Here is a 15,249-nt window from a genome sequence, read left to right as displayed (position 1 = left end):
CGTCCGTTCTCCACGGAGTGGAGCGTCGACCGGCGTGGTGGACGTGCCACGCAACCCTCGGGCGCAGCACGCAACCTCTCTAGACTACCGGTCGCGCGGTCAACCTCCAAAACGACCGAGCTGACCGGCGCCGACGTCGGTGAGAACTGTCACCGTCAGTAAGTCGAGGTGTCGCTCAGATCCAGGTTGATCGCGTTCACGCCGACCAGAATCCAGTAGAGCACGCCGATGATCACGCCGATCGCGCCGACGATGATGCCCGCCAGCGCCATGCCGTCACCCGTCTGGGTTCCGTTGGAGTCACTGATCTGTTTACGAGCGACAAAGCCCAGCACGAGGCCGACTGCCGGAACCACGATAGTGAAGCAACACGCAAGGGTTCCGACGACCGACACGATCAGCGACGCGATCGCCATGCCGTTCGTCGTCTGTCCCGCTGCCGGGTAGCCCGGCTGACCGTACGCGGGTTGCCCGTACGCCTGCTGACCGTAGCCGGGCTGACCATAGGCGGGCTGGCCATACGCCTGCTGACCGTAGCCGGGCTGACCGTACGGGGACTGGCCGTAGCCCGCCTGACCGTACGGGGATTGCTCGGCGGACGGCTGACCAAAACCCTGCGGAGTGCCATAGTCGGGCTGCGCCGAGGGCTGGCCGTACTGGGGAGCCTGGCCGTAGTCGGGTGTCTGGCCGTACTGGGGCGGCTGCGAGCCCGAGCCGTAGTCCGGCGTCGAACCGTACTGGGGAGGAGCCTGCGAGCCCGAGCCGTAATCCGGCGTCGAACCGTACTGAGGAGCCTGCGAGCCCGAGCCATAGTCGGGCGTCGAACCGTACTGGGGTGGCTGATAGGTCGGCTCGCCCTGTGAGGGCTGGCCGTAGGCGGACGGGTCGAACTTGGTTGTCGGAGACTCAGGCGCACCTGCGCTCGGCGTCGAACCCGATCCTGCTGAACCCGATGCCGCCGAACCCGCTCCCGAAGCGTCGGCGGGGTTGGGCCGCTTGATCAGCGAGGTGGCATCGTCGCTCGACGTCGCCCGTGGTGCGTCAGCACTTGGTGAACCGGCGCCGTCGGAGCCGGTCGGGGTCTTGTCGGGACGCTCTGGATCCGATGCGTTCGAACCTCCGTGCGGAGTGGACATCTGCGTTCACCTCTCTGGGTTCGTCTCTGTGGGATTCGCCGTCGGCGTCATCGCCGCGCCGACCGTACTGCTAGAGCGACCGTGCACACCCAAAAAGGCCCAGGCCACTCCAAACCTGACGCCAGCTTAGTGAAAGCACACAAAGTGCGGCTGCATACACTCATCCGAGTGTCAGGCGTCGTCTCCGGTTTCACCGTCATCTTCATCCTGGTGGCCATCGGATTCGCCCTGGGGCGCACGCAGGTCCTCGGTGAACACGCACACGACGTCCTGTCGCGACTGGTGTTCTTCGTCTGCACGCCAGCACTGCTGTTCACGTCGTTGGCGACTTCCGATCTCTCGGTCATCTTCTCGTCGACGCTCGTCATCGCGGGAGTCTCGGCGTTTGCCACCGGAACGCTCTACATCGTGCTCGCGCGCGGGCTGCTGCGGCGTCGCGACATACCGGAGCTGACCATCGGCGCACTTTCGTCGTCGTACGTCAACAGCGTCAATCTCGGTCTGCCGATAGCGATCTTCGTTCTCGACGACGCCTCGTTCATCGCACCGCTGCTGCTGTTTCAGATCCTGATCTATTCGCCGCTGGCGTTGGGCGTACTCGACGTCACGGCACTCGACCGCACCGCGGGAAAGTCGGTGCTGCGCGACACCGTGCGACTCCCGCTGACCAACCCGATCGTCATCGGAGGGCTGATCGGAGTGGTCGTCTCGCTGATCGGGTGGCATCCGCCGACCGCGATCCTCGAACCGATGAAAATGCTCGGCAGCGCGTCGGTGCCCGCAGCGCTCCTGGCCTTCGGAATGTCGCTGACAGGCGTGCCACTGTTCAAGAAAGGACAGAGTCCACGGCGCGAGGTCGCGCTCGCGACCGTGCTCAAGATGCTGTTCATGCCCGCACTGGTGTACGTGGTCGCGCGATGGGGCTTCGGCGAGTCGGGACACACATTGTTCGCGCAGGTCGTGATCGCAGCATTGCCGACCGCCCAGAACGTGCTGGTCTACGCGACGCGCTACCGGCGGGGGCAGGTGCTCGCACGCGACACCGCGCTGCTCACCACCCTGGTGTCGATCCCTGTTATCGCGGTGATCGCCTGGTTGCTGGCCTGACCGTTCTGGTTGCGTGGGATCCTCGGGGGCATTTTTGTACCTCTACGTCCCACACAACTGAGGCCGGGTCCCCCACAACACGGCCGCGACCAGGTCAGTCGACGTCGACCGACCCGGTCGCGAACTCGCCCGCAGCACCGAGCGCGATCTCTTCCTCACGCTGATGCGCCGTGAGGTGGTGCCGGCTTCGACGTGGAATCCCGAAGAGCGCAAGCAGGGCAGCGAGCGCGAACGCACCCGCGCCGAGCAGGAACGCCACACGGTAGGCATTCTCCGTCGGAAGCGAGACCGCGGTGCCTCCGACGAAGTGAATCGCGACCTCGGCAGCGAGCACGGTGATGATGACCGCACTGCCGATCGCGCCACCGACGGTGCGCATGATGGAGTTGATCGAATTGGCGATGCCCGTCTCGTGCGGTTCGACGTTCTCGACCAGGAGCGCTGGCATGGCCGAATATGCCGCGGCCACAGCCACATTCGCAACAATGAGTCCAGCGATCATCTCACCGGTGTTCTCGTGCAAGAAGGTCAGCATGAGCATCCCGACCACACCGATCACGGTCGCGCCGAGCAGCACGACTCGAGGACCCACCCGTCCGACCAGCCCTCCCGCCACCGGCCCGACGAGGATCGACACGATCGCGCCGGGAAGCATGAACGCGACGCTCGTGCGTAGGACCGAGGCACCGAACCCGTAGCCCGCCAACGCATCCGGCGTCTGCACAAAGTAGGTCGCGCCGAGGAACACGCTGAACATCGCGAACCCGACACACAACGACGCAACGTTCGTGGCGAGAACCGCTCGCTGCTTGAGCAAGTCGACGGACACCAGCGGCTCGCCGCGTCGACTCTGCAGTGCCCAGAAACCGATGAGCACGACGACGGCGGCGATATAGAACCCGATCACTCGTGCCGACCCCCAGCCCCAGGTATGACCCTGCGACGTCGGCAGCAACAGACACACCAGGCCGACCGCGAGCACCAGCGCGCCGAAGTAGTCGACGCGTCCGCCCGCTCCCGGTCGAGACGGAATCGCGAAGATGACCAGCGCCAGCACGACGACCGCCATCGCGACGCACAGCCAGAAGATGCGACGGTAGTCGGCATTTCCCTGTGTGAGCAGACCTGTTGCCACAAGCGCCAGCCCGCTGCCGACTCCCAACGACGACGCGGTGATCGCCATCGCGCCGGTGAGACGTTCGCGGGGCAACTCTTGCCGCAACACGCTGATCGCCAGCGGGAAGAGTCCGAAGCTCGCGCCCTGCAACACTCGACCGACGATCAGCCACTCGATCGAATCCGCCAGTGCTGCAATGAGACTGCCCACCAGCGTGATGACCAGCACCGCGACGATCACGCGCTTGTGCCCGTAGACGTCGCCGAGACGACCGAACAGCGGAGTGAATGCCGACGCCGCAAGCATCGTCGCCGTGGTCACCCACCCGACCGTCGTCAGCGAGACGCCGAGTTGCTGCCCGATCTGCGGCAGGGCGGGCACCGCGAGGGTCTGAATCATCGAGAGCAACAGCACAGACGCCGCTGCGGCAACGACGATCAGTGATGTCGACGAGCGCACCTTCGAGGGTGCCTGCTCCTGAGCTGCCGCTTGTGTCATAGGAGCCAATCTAGAACAGAATCGACGCTGCGTCGATTTTTATCGACGACTAGTCGAAATTGTCCGGATTTCCTACTATGGGATGTATGACGACCAAGGCGCCCGACGAATCGCAGGCCCACCCGGCCCGCCGTAGAGGTGCTCGCACCAAAGGCGACGAGCGTGAAGACCAGATACTGAGCGCGATGCGTTCGCTTCTCGCCGATCATCCGATCAACGACGTCACCATCGACGACATCTCTTCTGCGGCGGGCATTTCGCGAACCAGCTTCTACTTCTACTTTCCGTCGAAGCAGGCCGTTCTCACGACGCTCATGGAACGGATCTGGGACGACTTCGCCAGCACTCACGACTGGTTCGACGCCGTCGGACCCGACGCCGACGGCCTGCGCGAGCAACTCGGCGCCGTCGCCGCGATCTGGAAAACGAACGGATCGATCATGGCGTGCGCAGCCCAGACCGGATACACCTCCGGTTACGCGCCGCTACAGGACTTCCTCGCGAGAGCGCGCGCCCGATTCGTCGAGCGACTCGCGGCCAAGATCGAGCGCGATCGATCAGCAGGACTGGCACCCGACGGTCCGCCCGCAGCAGACTTGGCACTTCTCGTGGCAGTGATGCGCGACGCGGGCCTGAGCGAACTGACATCGTCGACGGCCGCGCCGGCGGGCGACGGACATAGTTCAACCGCAACCACTGCCGACGACGACGACGCCGCGCTGGACACACTCACCATTGCGATCCTGCGGATGATCTACGGTCGCATCGACTGACGGCGCCGCGTGGGCGCGATCAACGACGCTCCTTGCGCTTCACGTCCACGCCACCCATCAACGCGAATCCGGTCACACGGACCGTCGGGGCCCCCGGACGCCCGGGCCCATCGGCCTTGCTCTCGAATCCGCCCATGATGGCGAGACCACCGACTTCGAGGGTCACATCCGGCGGCACGATGACGTCGACGCCACCCATGATCGCCACACACTGGACAGTCAGCACCGGTTCGGTGAACTCGACTTCGCGTAGGTCGATCTCGACACCGCCCATGATCGCTGTCGCCTCGAGCTGATCTGCAACCGACGCATGGCCTTTCAGCTCTGAGCCGGACATGATGGCGAGGCGATGGCGCACCGGCTTACGTCCCGACCCCGTGCCGGGACGCGTCACACCTGTCGGGTACGGATCGCCTGGCCGCGGCAGGGGCACGCCGAGTTGCCCGACGGGAAGATCGTCGGTCAACGCATCGAGATCGCCGAAAGTCTTTGCGGTAGAAGCCTTCAGCGCCCGCTCCTCGTACTCACTCGGCGTCAGTGCGCCACTCGTCATCGCGGCGGAGAGGATTTGGTGGACGAGTTCGCGGTCGGCGTCGGCTGCTCTGAGTCGGTGATCCGGCGCGGGTGTGTCGCCCGTGGCCGCGATCTCGGACCGGGCCGTCTCGTAATGGGCGGTCTCGTACTGGGCGGGACCGGGCTTGGTCAGATCAGGCTTGGTCAGATCAGGTTTGGCGGGCTCAGCGTTGGCCGGCTCAGGCTTTGTCAGATCCGGCCCGGTCGATTCAGGAGCTGCCGGGTCATGCCCGGTCGAATCGGGTTCTGGGAGTTCAGGCTCTGGCAGTTCGGCGGGAACGCTCATACCGTCGACGTTAGTGATCGCATCCGGCGCCCAACACCCTGAAACACCCTGACTAGTCCCCTGATTTCTCCTGGATCAGCCCCGTGCCCCGATCAGCCGCGGCGCGGACGTCGTGACCGCAGGTAGTCTCCGACCACTGCGGCACCGAGTCCGTCGACGTCGGGAGCAACCACCCGACCGCCGATCCTGCGGGCGATCTGGTCCATGAAGTGCGCGAGCCCGGGGTCCTCCCCCAGTCGGAAGAACGTGACCTGCGCTCCCATTCGTGCGACGTGGTCGAGTTCGCGCACGGTGAGCGCGATGGTCTGCGGGTGCGGCGGATAGAAGAAGAACGGCTCGCCGCTTGGGTCGAGGTGCGCGGTGGGCTCGCCGTCGGTGACGACGAGGACAACCGGCTGCGCGTTGGGGAATCTGCGCAGGTGGCGTTGAGCGAGCAGCAGTGCGTGATGCAGGTTGGTCCCCTGCTCCATCCGTGGCTGTAGCCCGGTGAGTTCGGCGATGTCGATGCTCCGGGCATACCGTCCGAAGGCGATCACTTCGAGCTCGTCGCTCCGAAACCTGGTGGAGATCAGGTGATTCAGCGCGATCGCGGTCCGCTTCATCGGCGTCCAGCGACCCTCCATCTCCATCGAGAACGACGTATCGACCAGGAGCACCACGGCGGCCTGTGTCCGCGCCTCGGTATCGGCGACCTCGACGTCGCGCACGGAGATGTGCACACCGTCGCGGGCCATCGCCGACGGCGCGTGCGCGGGGTCGGAACTCTCGGTGATGGTGCGCAGCACCGCATTCGAGACGGTTCGCGTGACATCCCACGGGTCGGTGTCGCCGAACTCCCACTCGCGCGTCGCCCCGGTCGGCTCGCCGAGCAATCCCGATTTGCGGGTCTGCCGGTCACCCCGACGCCCCGACATCTGGTCGGCGATATCACGAAAGATGGTCTGCCCCAACTGCCTCATCGCCTTGGGGCTCAGTCGCAGAGTGCCGTCGGACGTACGGTCGAAGAATCCCTGCTCGGTCAACGCCTTCTCGAGCTCGGCGAGTGTTCTGGCGTCGACGGCTGCCTGGTCGCCGAGTTGTCTTGCGAGGGCGTCGAGGTCGATGTCATCCATGCGCGCACCGGCGTACTGCTGCGAGAGTTGCTCGGAGAGTGCGTCGAGTTCGGAGATGTCGTGCAGCGCCGCCGCACCCTGCCCCAGTCCCATCTGCTGATCACCCGAGAACGACTCACCGCCGTCCCAATCGAGGCCGGGCCTGGCCTCCCGCAACGCCGAATCCATCTGCGCGAGTTGATTCATCAGATCGGGTGAGCCGAACGCCTGCTGCGCGAGCTGATCGAGTTCTGCTCGTTGTTCGGGCGTCAGCGAGTTGTAGAACTGCTGCGCCGCGGCGGCACGTTGTGCGAGCGAGTCGATGAGTTCCTCAGTGTTGCGCGGGTTTTCGGGGAAGTACTCGCCGTGCTTGCGCATGAAGTCGTCGAATTGCTCAGTGGTGTCCTCGCCACGATTGTGGGCGTCGAGAAGCTTGTTGAGGTCTGTGAGCATCTCGGAGATGGCCTCACGGTCCTGGTCGGAGGCACCCTCGAGTGCTTCCTTCATTCCCGCGAAACGCTGGTCGAGCAGTTCCCGGCCCAGCAGATCCTTGATTTTCTCGAAGTCTTCACGCGCCTGCGGGCTCCGCCAGTTGTACTCAGACAGTTCCTCGACGGCCTGAGCAGTCGAGGGCGGCAGACTCCCGATCTGCATCTCGGCGAAACGCGCGTCGTCGTCGAGGTCGCGTGCGAGTTGTTTGCGCTCCTCGAGTACCGCACGGTCGAGGAGCTCGCGGATCTCATTGAACGTTCCGTCGAGGTTTCGTTGCTTCAACAGCTCCTGCCGCCGACGGTTGACTTCCTCACGCAGCTTGTCCAGGCCGCGCATGTCCGACGTTCCGCGGCGCAGGAATTCGCGGAGCGCGCGCTGCGGCGACGCTCCCGCCATCACGTCGTCGCCGATCTCCTCGAGCGCTTCGCGTAGATCGACCGGCGGCGCGAGCGGGTCGGGGCCACCGGTGTACCGCTGGTAGCGCGAACGGTGAAAGTTCTTCTGAGCCATGTGTATACGTCCAGCCCGATGTCGTGCGGCCGAGATCAGCCGTAGATGGTCTGCCCCTCGTCGTCGGCTTCCTTGCCGATGCGACGGGCCAGAAATAGTCCCTCGAGCGCTAATTCGAGTGCGCTCGCACGCTCGCCGTCCGCCTCGGCGTCGAGTCGTTCGGCGATGCCGTCGAGGACACCGGCCGTCGTCTCGGGTGAGGGAATCGACGCCAGGAAATCCGACGCCGTCACCCTGTCGCCGGTGACAACGGGTTCTCCGTTCTCCAGGGCGTCGACGAGCGGTGCCATGTCGATGCCACCGAGGTGTGCGCGAACGGTATCGGCGACGGACTTGCGGAGCAGGTGCTCGAGGATCTCGAGCTCGCGCCCCTCTTCACCCGACTCGAACTCGATCTTGCCGCGCAGCACCTCGATGACCGATTCGAGATCGACGACGCGCGCAACGGGCACGTCCTCCCCGGTCACGGTGGCGCGATGCAACGCTGCGGCAGCCACGGTCTCCGCGGCCGCGATCGAGAACCTCGCCGAGACGCCCGACCGCTGATCGATCGACGGATGGTCGCGCGCGTAGCGGGTGAAGCGAGCGAGGATCTCGGTGATGAACGTCGGAACCGTCGCCGTGAGGTCGGCTTCCTGCTCGATGACGGAGATCTCGTCGTCGAGTTCGAGCGGGTAGTGCGTCCGGATCTCGGCGCCGAAGCGGTCTTTGAGCGGTGTGATGATGCGGCCGCGGTTGGTGTAGTCCTCGGGGTTCGCGCTCGCCATGACCAGGACGTCGAGCGGGAGTCGCAGTGTGTAGCCGCGCACCTGAATGTCGCGCTCCTCCATCACGTTGAGCATGGAGACCTGGATGCGTTCGGCAAGGTCGGGCAGCTCGTTGATGGCGAAGATGCCGCGGTGCGCGCGGGGAATAAGTCCGAAGTGAATGGTCTCCGGATCGCCCAGGCTGCGGCCCTCGGCCACCTTCATCGGGTCGATGTCGCCGACGAGGTCGGCCACGGAGGTGTCGGGTGTCGCGAGCTTCTCGCTGTAGCGCTGGCTGCGATGACGCCATTCGATCGGGAGCTCGTCGAGAAGTGCGGCTGCGCGTCGAACCGACGCCGGCGTGATCGGCTCGTACGGATGCTCGCCGAGTTCGGAGCCCTCGATGACTGGCGTCCACTCGTCGAGCAGGCCGACCAGTGTGCGCAGAATGCGCGTTTTGCCCTGGCCGCGTTCGCCGAGCATGACCACGTCGTGGCCCGCGATCAGCGCACGCTCGAGTTGCGGTATGACCGTCGCCTCGAACCCGACGATTCCCGGCCACGGGTCGTCGCCCTCGCGAAGCGCGGTGAGCAGGTTGTGGCGGATCTCGTCACGCACACTGCGCTGCACATGGCCGCTGGCACGCAACTCGCCGACGGTTCTTGGTGAGGGGGGGCGACTTTCGGTGGTTTGGGAGTTGGATGTGGTGAAGTTCTCCTCTGGCACCTTCTCCACGGTACTCCCGTCGAGCGTGCGGGCGCCGGGTTCGCGAGCCCGTTCGCCGCTAGCGCTCGGGACGCCAGGCGGGATCGCGCCCGATGAATCCGACGAGCCTCGTGACCGGATCGGCGTCGTCGTCAACAGGCACCGCCGGTCCGTACTGACCCGACGATCGCAGCAGCTCCTCGATACCGGTCATGCCGTCGAGCAGGCGCTGCGCGAACACGGGGTCGAGGTCCGCGGTCCTGCCCCCGGCCGCCGCGAGATCCCAGGTGTGCATGAAGACGTCGGCTGTATAGAACTGATCGACCGCGTCGGCGAGACGATGCTCACCGACCATCGGGTGAACGAAAGCCGAGTTCGACGACGGGCCGTCGAGCAGTTCGCCGATCGCGGCACTGCGCGCCTGCCAGGCGGCGAGCGGGTCGTCGGCGACAGACGGCGCGTCGGGTAGCTGCACTCCCCCGGCGGCGAGGAAGCTCGCGAACCAGTCCACGAGATGAGCGACGACGTCGCGCGCCACCCACCCGTCGACCGGCGTCGGCGCGTCCCAGTCTTGTACTACTGCAACCTCTTCCGCGAATCCGTCCGCGATGATGCGATGACGGTCGGCAGCGCTGAGCTCGGTGAGCGACGTCGTCATGTCAGAGTTCTCCGAGCAGGCCGTCGAGCTTGGCGTAGCCCTCGTTGACCCCGACCTCCATGCCCGACGACAACCAGCCGTCGCGGGCTTCGAAGCTGTCACATAGGGATTGGGCGTGCAGGCGCGTCGTGCCGTCGCCGAGATCCTCGAAGTGCAGCGTCTCCAGCGCCACCTGATCGGGCATGCCCTCCCAGGTGAAGGTCTGCACGATCGTGTCGTCGGAAACGGTGTGGAAACAACCTCGGAAGTAGTGGTCTTGATCGCCATGTGTCGCGGCGTAGCGCCAACTTCCACCGTTTCGCGCGTCCCACTCGATGATTCGACTGGAGATCACGTCTGGGCCAACCCAGCGCACGAACAGCTCGGGATCGGTGTGCGCTCTCATCAATTGTGCTGGGGTGCCGCGGAAGTCGCGTGTGATGCGAATGATCGGCACCTCCTTGTCGGCCTCGATGGTGGCCTCCGGATAGCGCGTCTGCGTGCTCATGATGCCTTGCCTTTCTTCGTCGGTGACTCGTCGCGGTGAAGCGCGTCGTGCATCTCTGCGTTGTTCATCTCTGCCAGTACGACGTCCAGACGCTGATAGCGCTCCTCGGCCGCGCGGCGGTACCGCTCGATCCACTTGGTCATGAGGTCGAACACCTCGGCTTCCAGGTGGACAGGACGTGTCTGCGCCTCCCGGGTGCGGGTCACCAGGCCTGCGTCTTCGAGCACCTTCAAGTGCTTCGACACCGCCTGGATGCTGACGTCATACGGCTCGGCGAGCTGACCGACCGTCGCATCCGAGACCGCGAGCCGCGCGACCATGTCACGCCGGGTCGGGTCCGCCAGCGCGGCGAACACCTTGGACAACTCGTCTGCCACTCGCCCTCCTCAACCATTTGGTTGAATACGAGTGTGCGACGAGGCCGCCGGGTTGTCAACCCTTTGGTTGAATACGCCGCGCGCAGGGCGAGCAGCCGCCGCCGGTCGAGCCGCGCGCCGCTGGTCGAGCTTGTCGAGACCACCCCTCGCCGGTCGAGCCGGACTCGCTGGTCGAGCTTGTCGAGACCACCCGCCGGCCGGGTGCACCCGTCGCTGGCGCGAGCTTCCCTCGCCAAGGTGGTTTCGACTCGGGTGCTCGCTGCGCTCACGCCCGCTCAACCAGCGGAAGACGGGCCCAGCCCGGTGATCGAGCCTGTCGAGACCACCCACCAGCCGGGTGCACCCGTCGCTGGCGCGAGCATCCCCCGCCAAGGTGGTTTCGACTCGGGTGCTCGCTACACCCGCGCCCGCTCAACCAGCGGAAAACGGGCCCAGCCCGCTGGTCGAACTGACCTGAGTCCTCGCTACACCCGCGCCCGCTCAGCCAGCGGCAGGCGGGCCCACCGGCTCGTCGCCGCGGAGCGTGATGCGGTGCATCACCCGGCGGTTGTCGCCGTAGTCGCGGTTGGCGTAATGCAGGGTGTTGCGGTTGTCCCACAGCACCAGGTCGCCGAGGCGCCAGCGGTGTCGCACAATGTGTTCCGGCTTTGTCAGGTGCGCGTACAGCAGATCGAGAATGCCGCGGCTCTCGGCGTCGGACACGCCCTCGATATGCGACGTGAAGCCCGGGTTGACGAACAACGATTTGCGCCCGGTCTCCGGATGCACCCGCACGACAGGATGGGTCACCGGAACCAACTCGGTGACCTCCTTTCCGTCCCAGACGTTTCCGCGACCACCCCGACGCTGCTTGAGGTAGTAGCCAAACTCTCGATTACCGTCGTGCACGGCAGAAAGATCCTCGACGAGGCGCTGCACCGGAGCCGAGAGCGACTCGTACGCTAGCTCCGCGTCGGCCCAGTTCGTGTCGCCTCCGTTGCGTGGCAACACAACCGGGCGCAGGATCGAGCCCATCGGCGGTCGCGGCATGAACGTGACATCGGTGTGCCAGACGTCGGCGAAACCGTTGTCGGTGCTGTCCAGCGAGTACACCTCGGCAGGCACGTCGCCGCTGTTCCACACGGGATGTCCTGCGGTGAGATCGCCTACGCGACGGCCGAATTCGACGTGCGACGCGTCGTCAAGGTGCTGGTCGCGCAGCACGATCACCTTGTACTCGATCAGCGCGGCCCGGATGGCGCGAATCTCGTCGTCGGATGCCGAAGCGACGTCGACGCCACGGATCTCGGCGCCGAATCGTGGGCCGAATTCGTCGATGTCGAACTCGACGCCCGACGCGACCGTCGCCGAATCAATAGGCGTCGAATCGAGTGGGGCTTGTGCGCCGGTACGTGAGGAATCAGGGAGTGAAATGGTCATGGTGGGTCCTTCTCGGGGAGTCGTAAGTGGTTGCGAGTCCGAGAGAGACCGGCGGCGAGCCGTGGTGGCTGCCGTCTGCCCATGTCATCCGGTGAATCATCTGCGCGTACCCCTGCTGCTCCTGAAAGGCCGTGGTCCGCGCCGACCCACCGTCGACAACAGAGTCCCACAGTCGACACCGATCGGCAGCGCGAAGCGTGCCGACGGGTGCGATGAGGTGGGAGGTTGTGCTCACACCACCTGTTTAGTCACCGACGAGCAGCCGGAACAGGGTTTACCGCAGCGCGATAAAAACCCCGACCCTCACTTCTTCCCAGCAGATTCGCCGCGCGCCGCACTCTTGACCGCGCTCGCGATCTCCGTGCGCAGAACGGTGTACTCAGCGGAGTCTCTGATGTCGTCGGCGCTGATACCGGTACGCGGAATCGGCGACGAGATGTCGAGCGCCACACGACCGGGACGGCTGGTCAACACGACGATCCTCGATCCGAGGAACGCCGCTTCCTCCGCGCTGTGCGTCACAAAGACATTCGTGCGGCCCAGCTCGGCACTCACGGTCCTGACGTCTTCCTGAAGCGTCTCCCGGGTCAGCGCGTCGAGGGCCGCGAACGGCTCGTCGAGCAGGAGCAGCGACGTGTCGCCCGCCAACGCACGCGCGATGGCGACACGCTGCTGCTGACCACCCGAGATCTCCCAGATTCGACGATTCGCCGTGTCGGACAGACCGACTCGCGCAAGCAGTTCCTCCCGGCGTGCCGGCCGATCCGAACGCGGCACGCCTGCGTACTTCAGGGCGAGGTCGACGTTGCCTCCGACGGTGCGCCACGGAAACAGCCTCGGCTGCTGGAAGACCACACCGGATGAGGTGCCGGGCACCGGCTTGCTCCCCGAAACCTCTACGACGCCCGACGCGGGGTCCTCGAATCCGGCGATCAGCCTCAGGAGCGTCGACTTGCCACAACCCGACGGCCCGACGAGCACGAGCACTTCACCGGGGTCGACCTCGAGGTCGACCGGTCCGACGGCCGTCACTGCGTCGTTGCCTTTGCCGTACCGCTGGGTCACCGCGCGCAGGCTGATGCTGCCTTCGCCTTGCGCTGCAATGGGAGTCGACGACGCTTCGCCTTCGGTCACCGGAACGTCGACCTTCTTACCGGCGTCAACCTTGGTATCACTGTGCTGTGAGGACACCGGGAAGCCCCTTGGTGTAGATCGCGTTCTGGAACGTCGACAGCGGGGGCGCCGACGGGATCTGCTGTTGTTCCGCAAGGAATTCCGCGGCGCTGTGCAGGTTGTCGGCGACGTTGCCCGGCTTACCGTCGGTGCCGAGCCACTGCGGCGAGGTCAGTTCGTCGTTCGTCAGGTAGATACCCTGCTTGAGCTGGTTGGCCGCGTCCTCGGGCGTCGTATTCAACTGTGCGGCAATAGCCTTGGCCGCCGCCTGCGGATCGTCGTGGATCTGCTTGAGAGCGCGTGCTTCGACCTTGCGCCAGGTGTCGACGACGTCGGGGTGATCCTTCGCGAAGTCCGACGACACGACGCCGAGGTCGAGCGTCGGCTTGCCCCAGGTGGCCACCTCACGGCTGGTCACGATGGTCTTACCGGTCTTGCGCAACTCGTCGAGTGTCGGCAGCCAGGTGTAGACGGCGTCGACGTCTCCGCGCTGCCACGCGGCCAGCGATGCCTGCGGCTGAAGATCGATCAGGTTGACGTCCTTCGGGTTCACACCGGCGTGGTTGAGTGCGGCGAGCAGACTGTAGTGCGAGGTCGATGCGAACGCCGTCGCCACGCGCTTGCCCTTGAGGTCGGCGATCGAATTGATCCCGGTTCCGTTGCGCGCCACCAGCGCCTCGTTGTCGCCCGCGACGTCGAGGATGAACGCGACCTGGTAGGCAATGTTCAACGGCGCGGAGAGTCCGCGCGCCACGGGGCTCGAACCGATTGCGCCGAAGTCGATCTGCTTCGCGACGAACGCCGTGTTGATGTCGGCGCCTGAATCGAACTTGGTCCACTTGACGTTGTAGTTCGGTAGCGCGTCCTCGAGCCACTTGTTGTTCTTCACGATCAGGTCACCGCTCGGGAAGGACTGGTAGGCAAGGCGAATCGTCGGCTTGTCGCTGTCGCCGCCGGACTTGTCGACAGAGCAACCTGTGAGCACGACCGCAGCCGAAGCGACGAGAGCACCGACCGTCACCCCCAGCGAGCGCAGCCGCGATCGACGAGCCTTGCTCGTTGTCAGGAATGTCATTGTTGTTCAGGCCTTTCCGCGCCACGGCACCAGGCGGTGCTCGATCATCCGAAGTATTCCGTCGATGACAAGACCCGACAGTCCGATGAGGACAATGCCGACAAGCACGACGGGAGTGTTGTTGTAGTTGCTGGCGTCCTTCACGACGCCTCCGATGCCGGGAATTCCGTTGAAGAGCTCCGCCGCGACCACCGACGAATAGGCGATGCCGACCGAAAGCCTGATGCCCGTGAATGTTTCGGGTAGTGCGGCCGGAATCACGACGTCGGAGATCACCTCACGCCTGCTTGCTCCCAGCGCGCGCGCAGCCTCGATCAGCGACACCGGGGTGGCGCTGACGGCCGTGGTGGTCGCCACCGCTGCCGGCGGCAAAGCGGCCAACGCGAGAAGCGTGATCTTCGGCGCCTCGTCGATTCCCAGCCAGATGACCAGGAGGAAGAAGTACGCCAGCGGAGGCAGTGCGCGCAGGAATGTCAGCCACGGCTCGAGTAGTCGACGGACCCACGGGATCGACCCCATGATCAGCCCGAGGACCACACCCGCGGCGACGCCGATCACAACACCGACGAAGACACGACGCAGCGTCATGTAGAGGTGTTCCCACCAGTAATAACCGGCATATCCGACGACGCCGTTGTGCGTCGTCGACATTTCGACGAAGGCGTGCCATACGGTGCCGAGACGCGGCACGAATGTCTCGCTCCAGACGCCGCTGACGGCGACGGCTTGGTAGACAGCGAGGAACAGAACCACGGAGAGCACGGGGAGACCGAATTGCAATGCAACAGAACGAAGCCTGCTGCCGGTCGAGGTCTTCTCGACCCCTGGTTGCCCGCCCTGCTGCTCTTCGGGCGAGATGTCGACGAACAAAGTCACCGGCTATGTGTACCGGTCCGGGCAGCGCGCGACCATCTTTTTCCTCAGCGTGAGAAAAAGGCGCGCCGAAGTGGCGTGGTGGGTAGTCGCTTCTATAGGGACGTCGACGATTATGTGCGCCAAGCGTACGTTCGCGCAAGGGATCTCGAC

General features: G+C 65.2%; 15 protein-coding genes. 2 read left to right on the top strand and 13 right to left on the bottom strand.

The window, feature by feature from the left end:
• Window positions 1-155: 155 nt before the first annotated feature.
• Window positions 156-1,136 carry a DUF4190 domain-containing protein gene (locus tag RND64_RS05515; protein WP_331436473.1) on the bottom strand — a complete coding sequence of 327 codons (981 nt, stop codon included), beginning with the start codon at window positions 1,134-1,136 and terminating at the stop codon, window positions 156-158.
• 168 nt (window positions 1,137-1,304) lie between these two features.
• On the opposite strand from RND64_RS05515, the gene RND64_RS05510 reads away from it, so the two are divergent.
• On the top strand, window positions 1,305-2,243 hold the full coding sequence (locus tag RND64_RS05510) for an AEC family transporter (protein ID WP_049698096.1): 939 nt from the start codon (window positions 1,305-1,307) through the stop codon (window positions 2,241-2,243).
• Window positions 2,244-2,337: 94 nt separating this feature from the next.
• On the opposite strand, the gene RND64_RS05505 is transcribed toward RND64_RS05510, so the two are convergent.
• A complete protein-coding gene (locus RND64_RS05505; RefSeq protein WP_331436472.1) occupies window positions 2,338-3,858 on the bottom strand; it encodes an MFS transporter in 1,521 nt (506 codons plus the stop codon).
• Window positions 3,859-3,944: 86 nt separating this feature from the next.
• Between RND64_RS05505 and RND64_RS05500 the strand changes: the two genes are divergently transcribed.
• On the top strand, window positions 3,945-4,631 hold the full coding sequence (locus RND64_RS05500; protein WP_331436471.1) for a TetR/AcrR family transcriptional regulator: 687 nt from the start codon (window positions 3,945-3,947) through the stop codon (window positions 4,629-4,631).
• A gap of 19 nt (window positions 4,632-4,650) precedes the next feature.
• Here RND64_RS05500 and RND64_RS05495 read toward each other — a convergent pair whose 3' ends face one another.
• The 11 genes from RND64_RS05495 to RND64_RS05445 form a co-directional block, all read right to left on the bottom strand.
• The gene (locus RND64_RS05495; RefSeq protein ID WP_049698094.1) at window positions 4,651-5,277 is read right to left on the bottom strand and encodes a DUF1707 SHOCT-like domain-containing protein; all 627 of its coding nucleotides are present in this window, start codon (window positions 5,275-5,277) and stop codon (window positions 4,651-4,653) included.
• A gap of 305 nt (window positions 5,278-5,582) precedes the next feature.
• A complete protein-coding gene (locus tag RND64_RS05490; RefSeq protein ID WP_049697910.1) occupies window positions 5,583-7,583 on the bottom strand; it encodes a vWA domain-containing protein in 2,001 nt (666 codons plus the stop codon).
• 35 nt (window positions 7,584-7,618) lie between these two features.
• Window positions 7,619-9,064, bottom strand: coding sequence for a sigma 54-interacting transcriptional regulator (locus tag RND64_RS05485; protein WP_331436469.1), 1,446 nt, complete (start codon window positions 9,062-9,064; stop codon window positions 7,619-7,621).
• 49 nt (window positions 9,065-9,113) lie between these two features.
• Window positions 9,114-9,692 carry a maleylpyruvate isomerase family mycothiol-dependent enzyme gene (locus RND64_RS05480; protein ID WP_331436468.1) on the bottom strand — a complete coding sequence of 193 codons (579 nt, stop codon included), beginning with the start codon at window positions 9,690-9,692 and terminating at the stop codon, window positions 9,114-9,116.
• A 1-nt stretch (window position 9,693) separates the two neighbouring features.
• On the bottom strand, window positions 9,694-10,182 hold the full coding sequence (locus RND64_RS05475; protein ID WP_331436648.1) for an SRPBCC domain-containing protein: 489 nt from the start codon (window positions 10,180-10,182) through the stop codon (window positions 9,694-9,696).
• Window positions 10,176-10,556 (bottom strand): ArsR/SmtB family transcription factor, encoded by a 381-nt coding sequence (locus tag RND64_RS05470; RefSeq protein WP_290724720.1) that lies wholly within the window; start codon window positions 10,554-10,556, stop codon window positions 10,176-10,178. Before RND64_RS05470 ends, RND64_RS05475 begins: the two co-directional genes overlap by 7 nt.
• 480 nt (window positions 10,557-11,036) lie before the next feature.
• Window positions 11,037-11,975: a TauD/TfdA dioxygenase family protein gene (locus tag RND64_RS05465; RefSeq protein ID WP_331436467.1), complete on the bottom strand. Its 939-nt coding sequence runs from the start codon at window positions 11,973-11,975 to the stop codon at window positions 11,037-11,039.
• The gene (locus tag RND64_RS05460; protein WP_156527971.1) at window positions 11,956-12,210 is read right to left on the bottom strand and encodes a hypothetical protein; all 255 of its coding nucleotides are present in this window, start codon (window positions 12,208-12,210) and stop codon (window positions 11,956-11,958) included. Before RND64_RS05460 ends, RND64_RS05465 begins: the two co-directional genes overlap by 20 nt.
• A gap of 68 nt (window positions 12,211-12,278) precedes the next feature.
• On the bottom strand, window positions 12,279-13,166 hold the full coding sequence (locus RND64_RS05455) for an ABC transporter ATP-binding protein (protein ID WP_442903965.1): 888 nt from the start codon (window positions 13,164-13,166) through the stop codon (window positions 12,279-12,281).
• Window positions 13,147-14,223, bottom strand: coding sequence for a taurine ABC transporter substrate-binding protein (locus tag RND64_RS05450; protein WP_331436466.1), 1,077 nt, complete (start codon window positions 14,221-14,223; stop codon window positions 13,147-13,149). The genes RND64_RS05455 and RND64_RS05450 overlap by 20 nt, the downstream gene beginning before the upstream one ends.
• A gap of 6 nt (window positions 14,224-14,229) precedes the next feature.
• Entirely contained in the window at window positions 14,230-15,099 is an 870-nt protein-coding gene (locus tag RND64_RS05445; protein WP_064870027.1) for an ABC transporter permease, read from the bottom strand.
• Window positions 15,100-15,249: the final 150 nt, after the last annotated feature.

This window comes from Gordonia sp. w5E2 (assembly GCF_036540975.1).
Classification (GTDB): domain Bacteria; phylum Actinomycetota; class Actinomycetes; order Mycobacteriales; family Mycobacteriaceae; genus Gordonia; species Gordonia jacobaea.
This window is presented reverse-complemented; position numbering and strand designations above follow the sequence as displayed.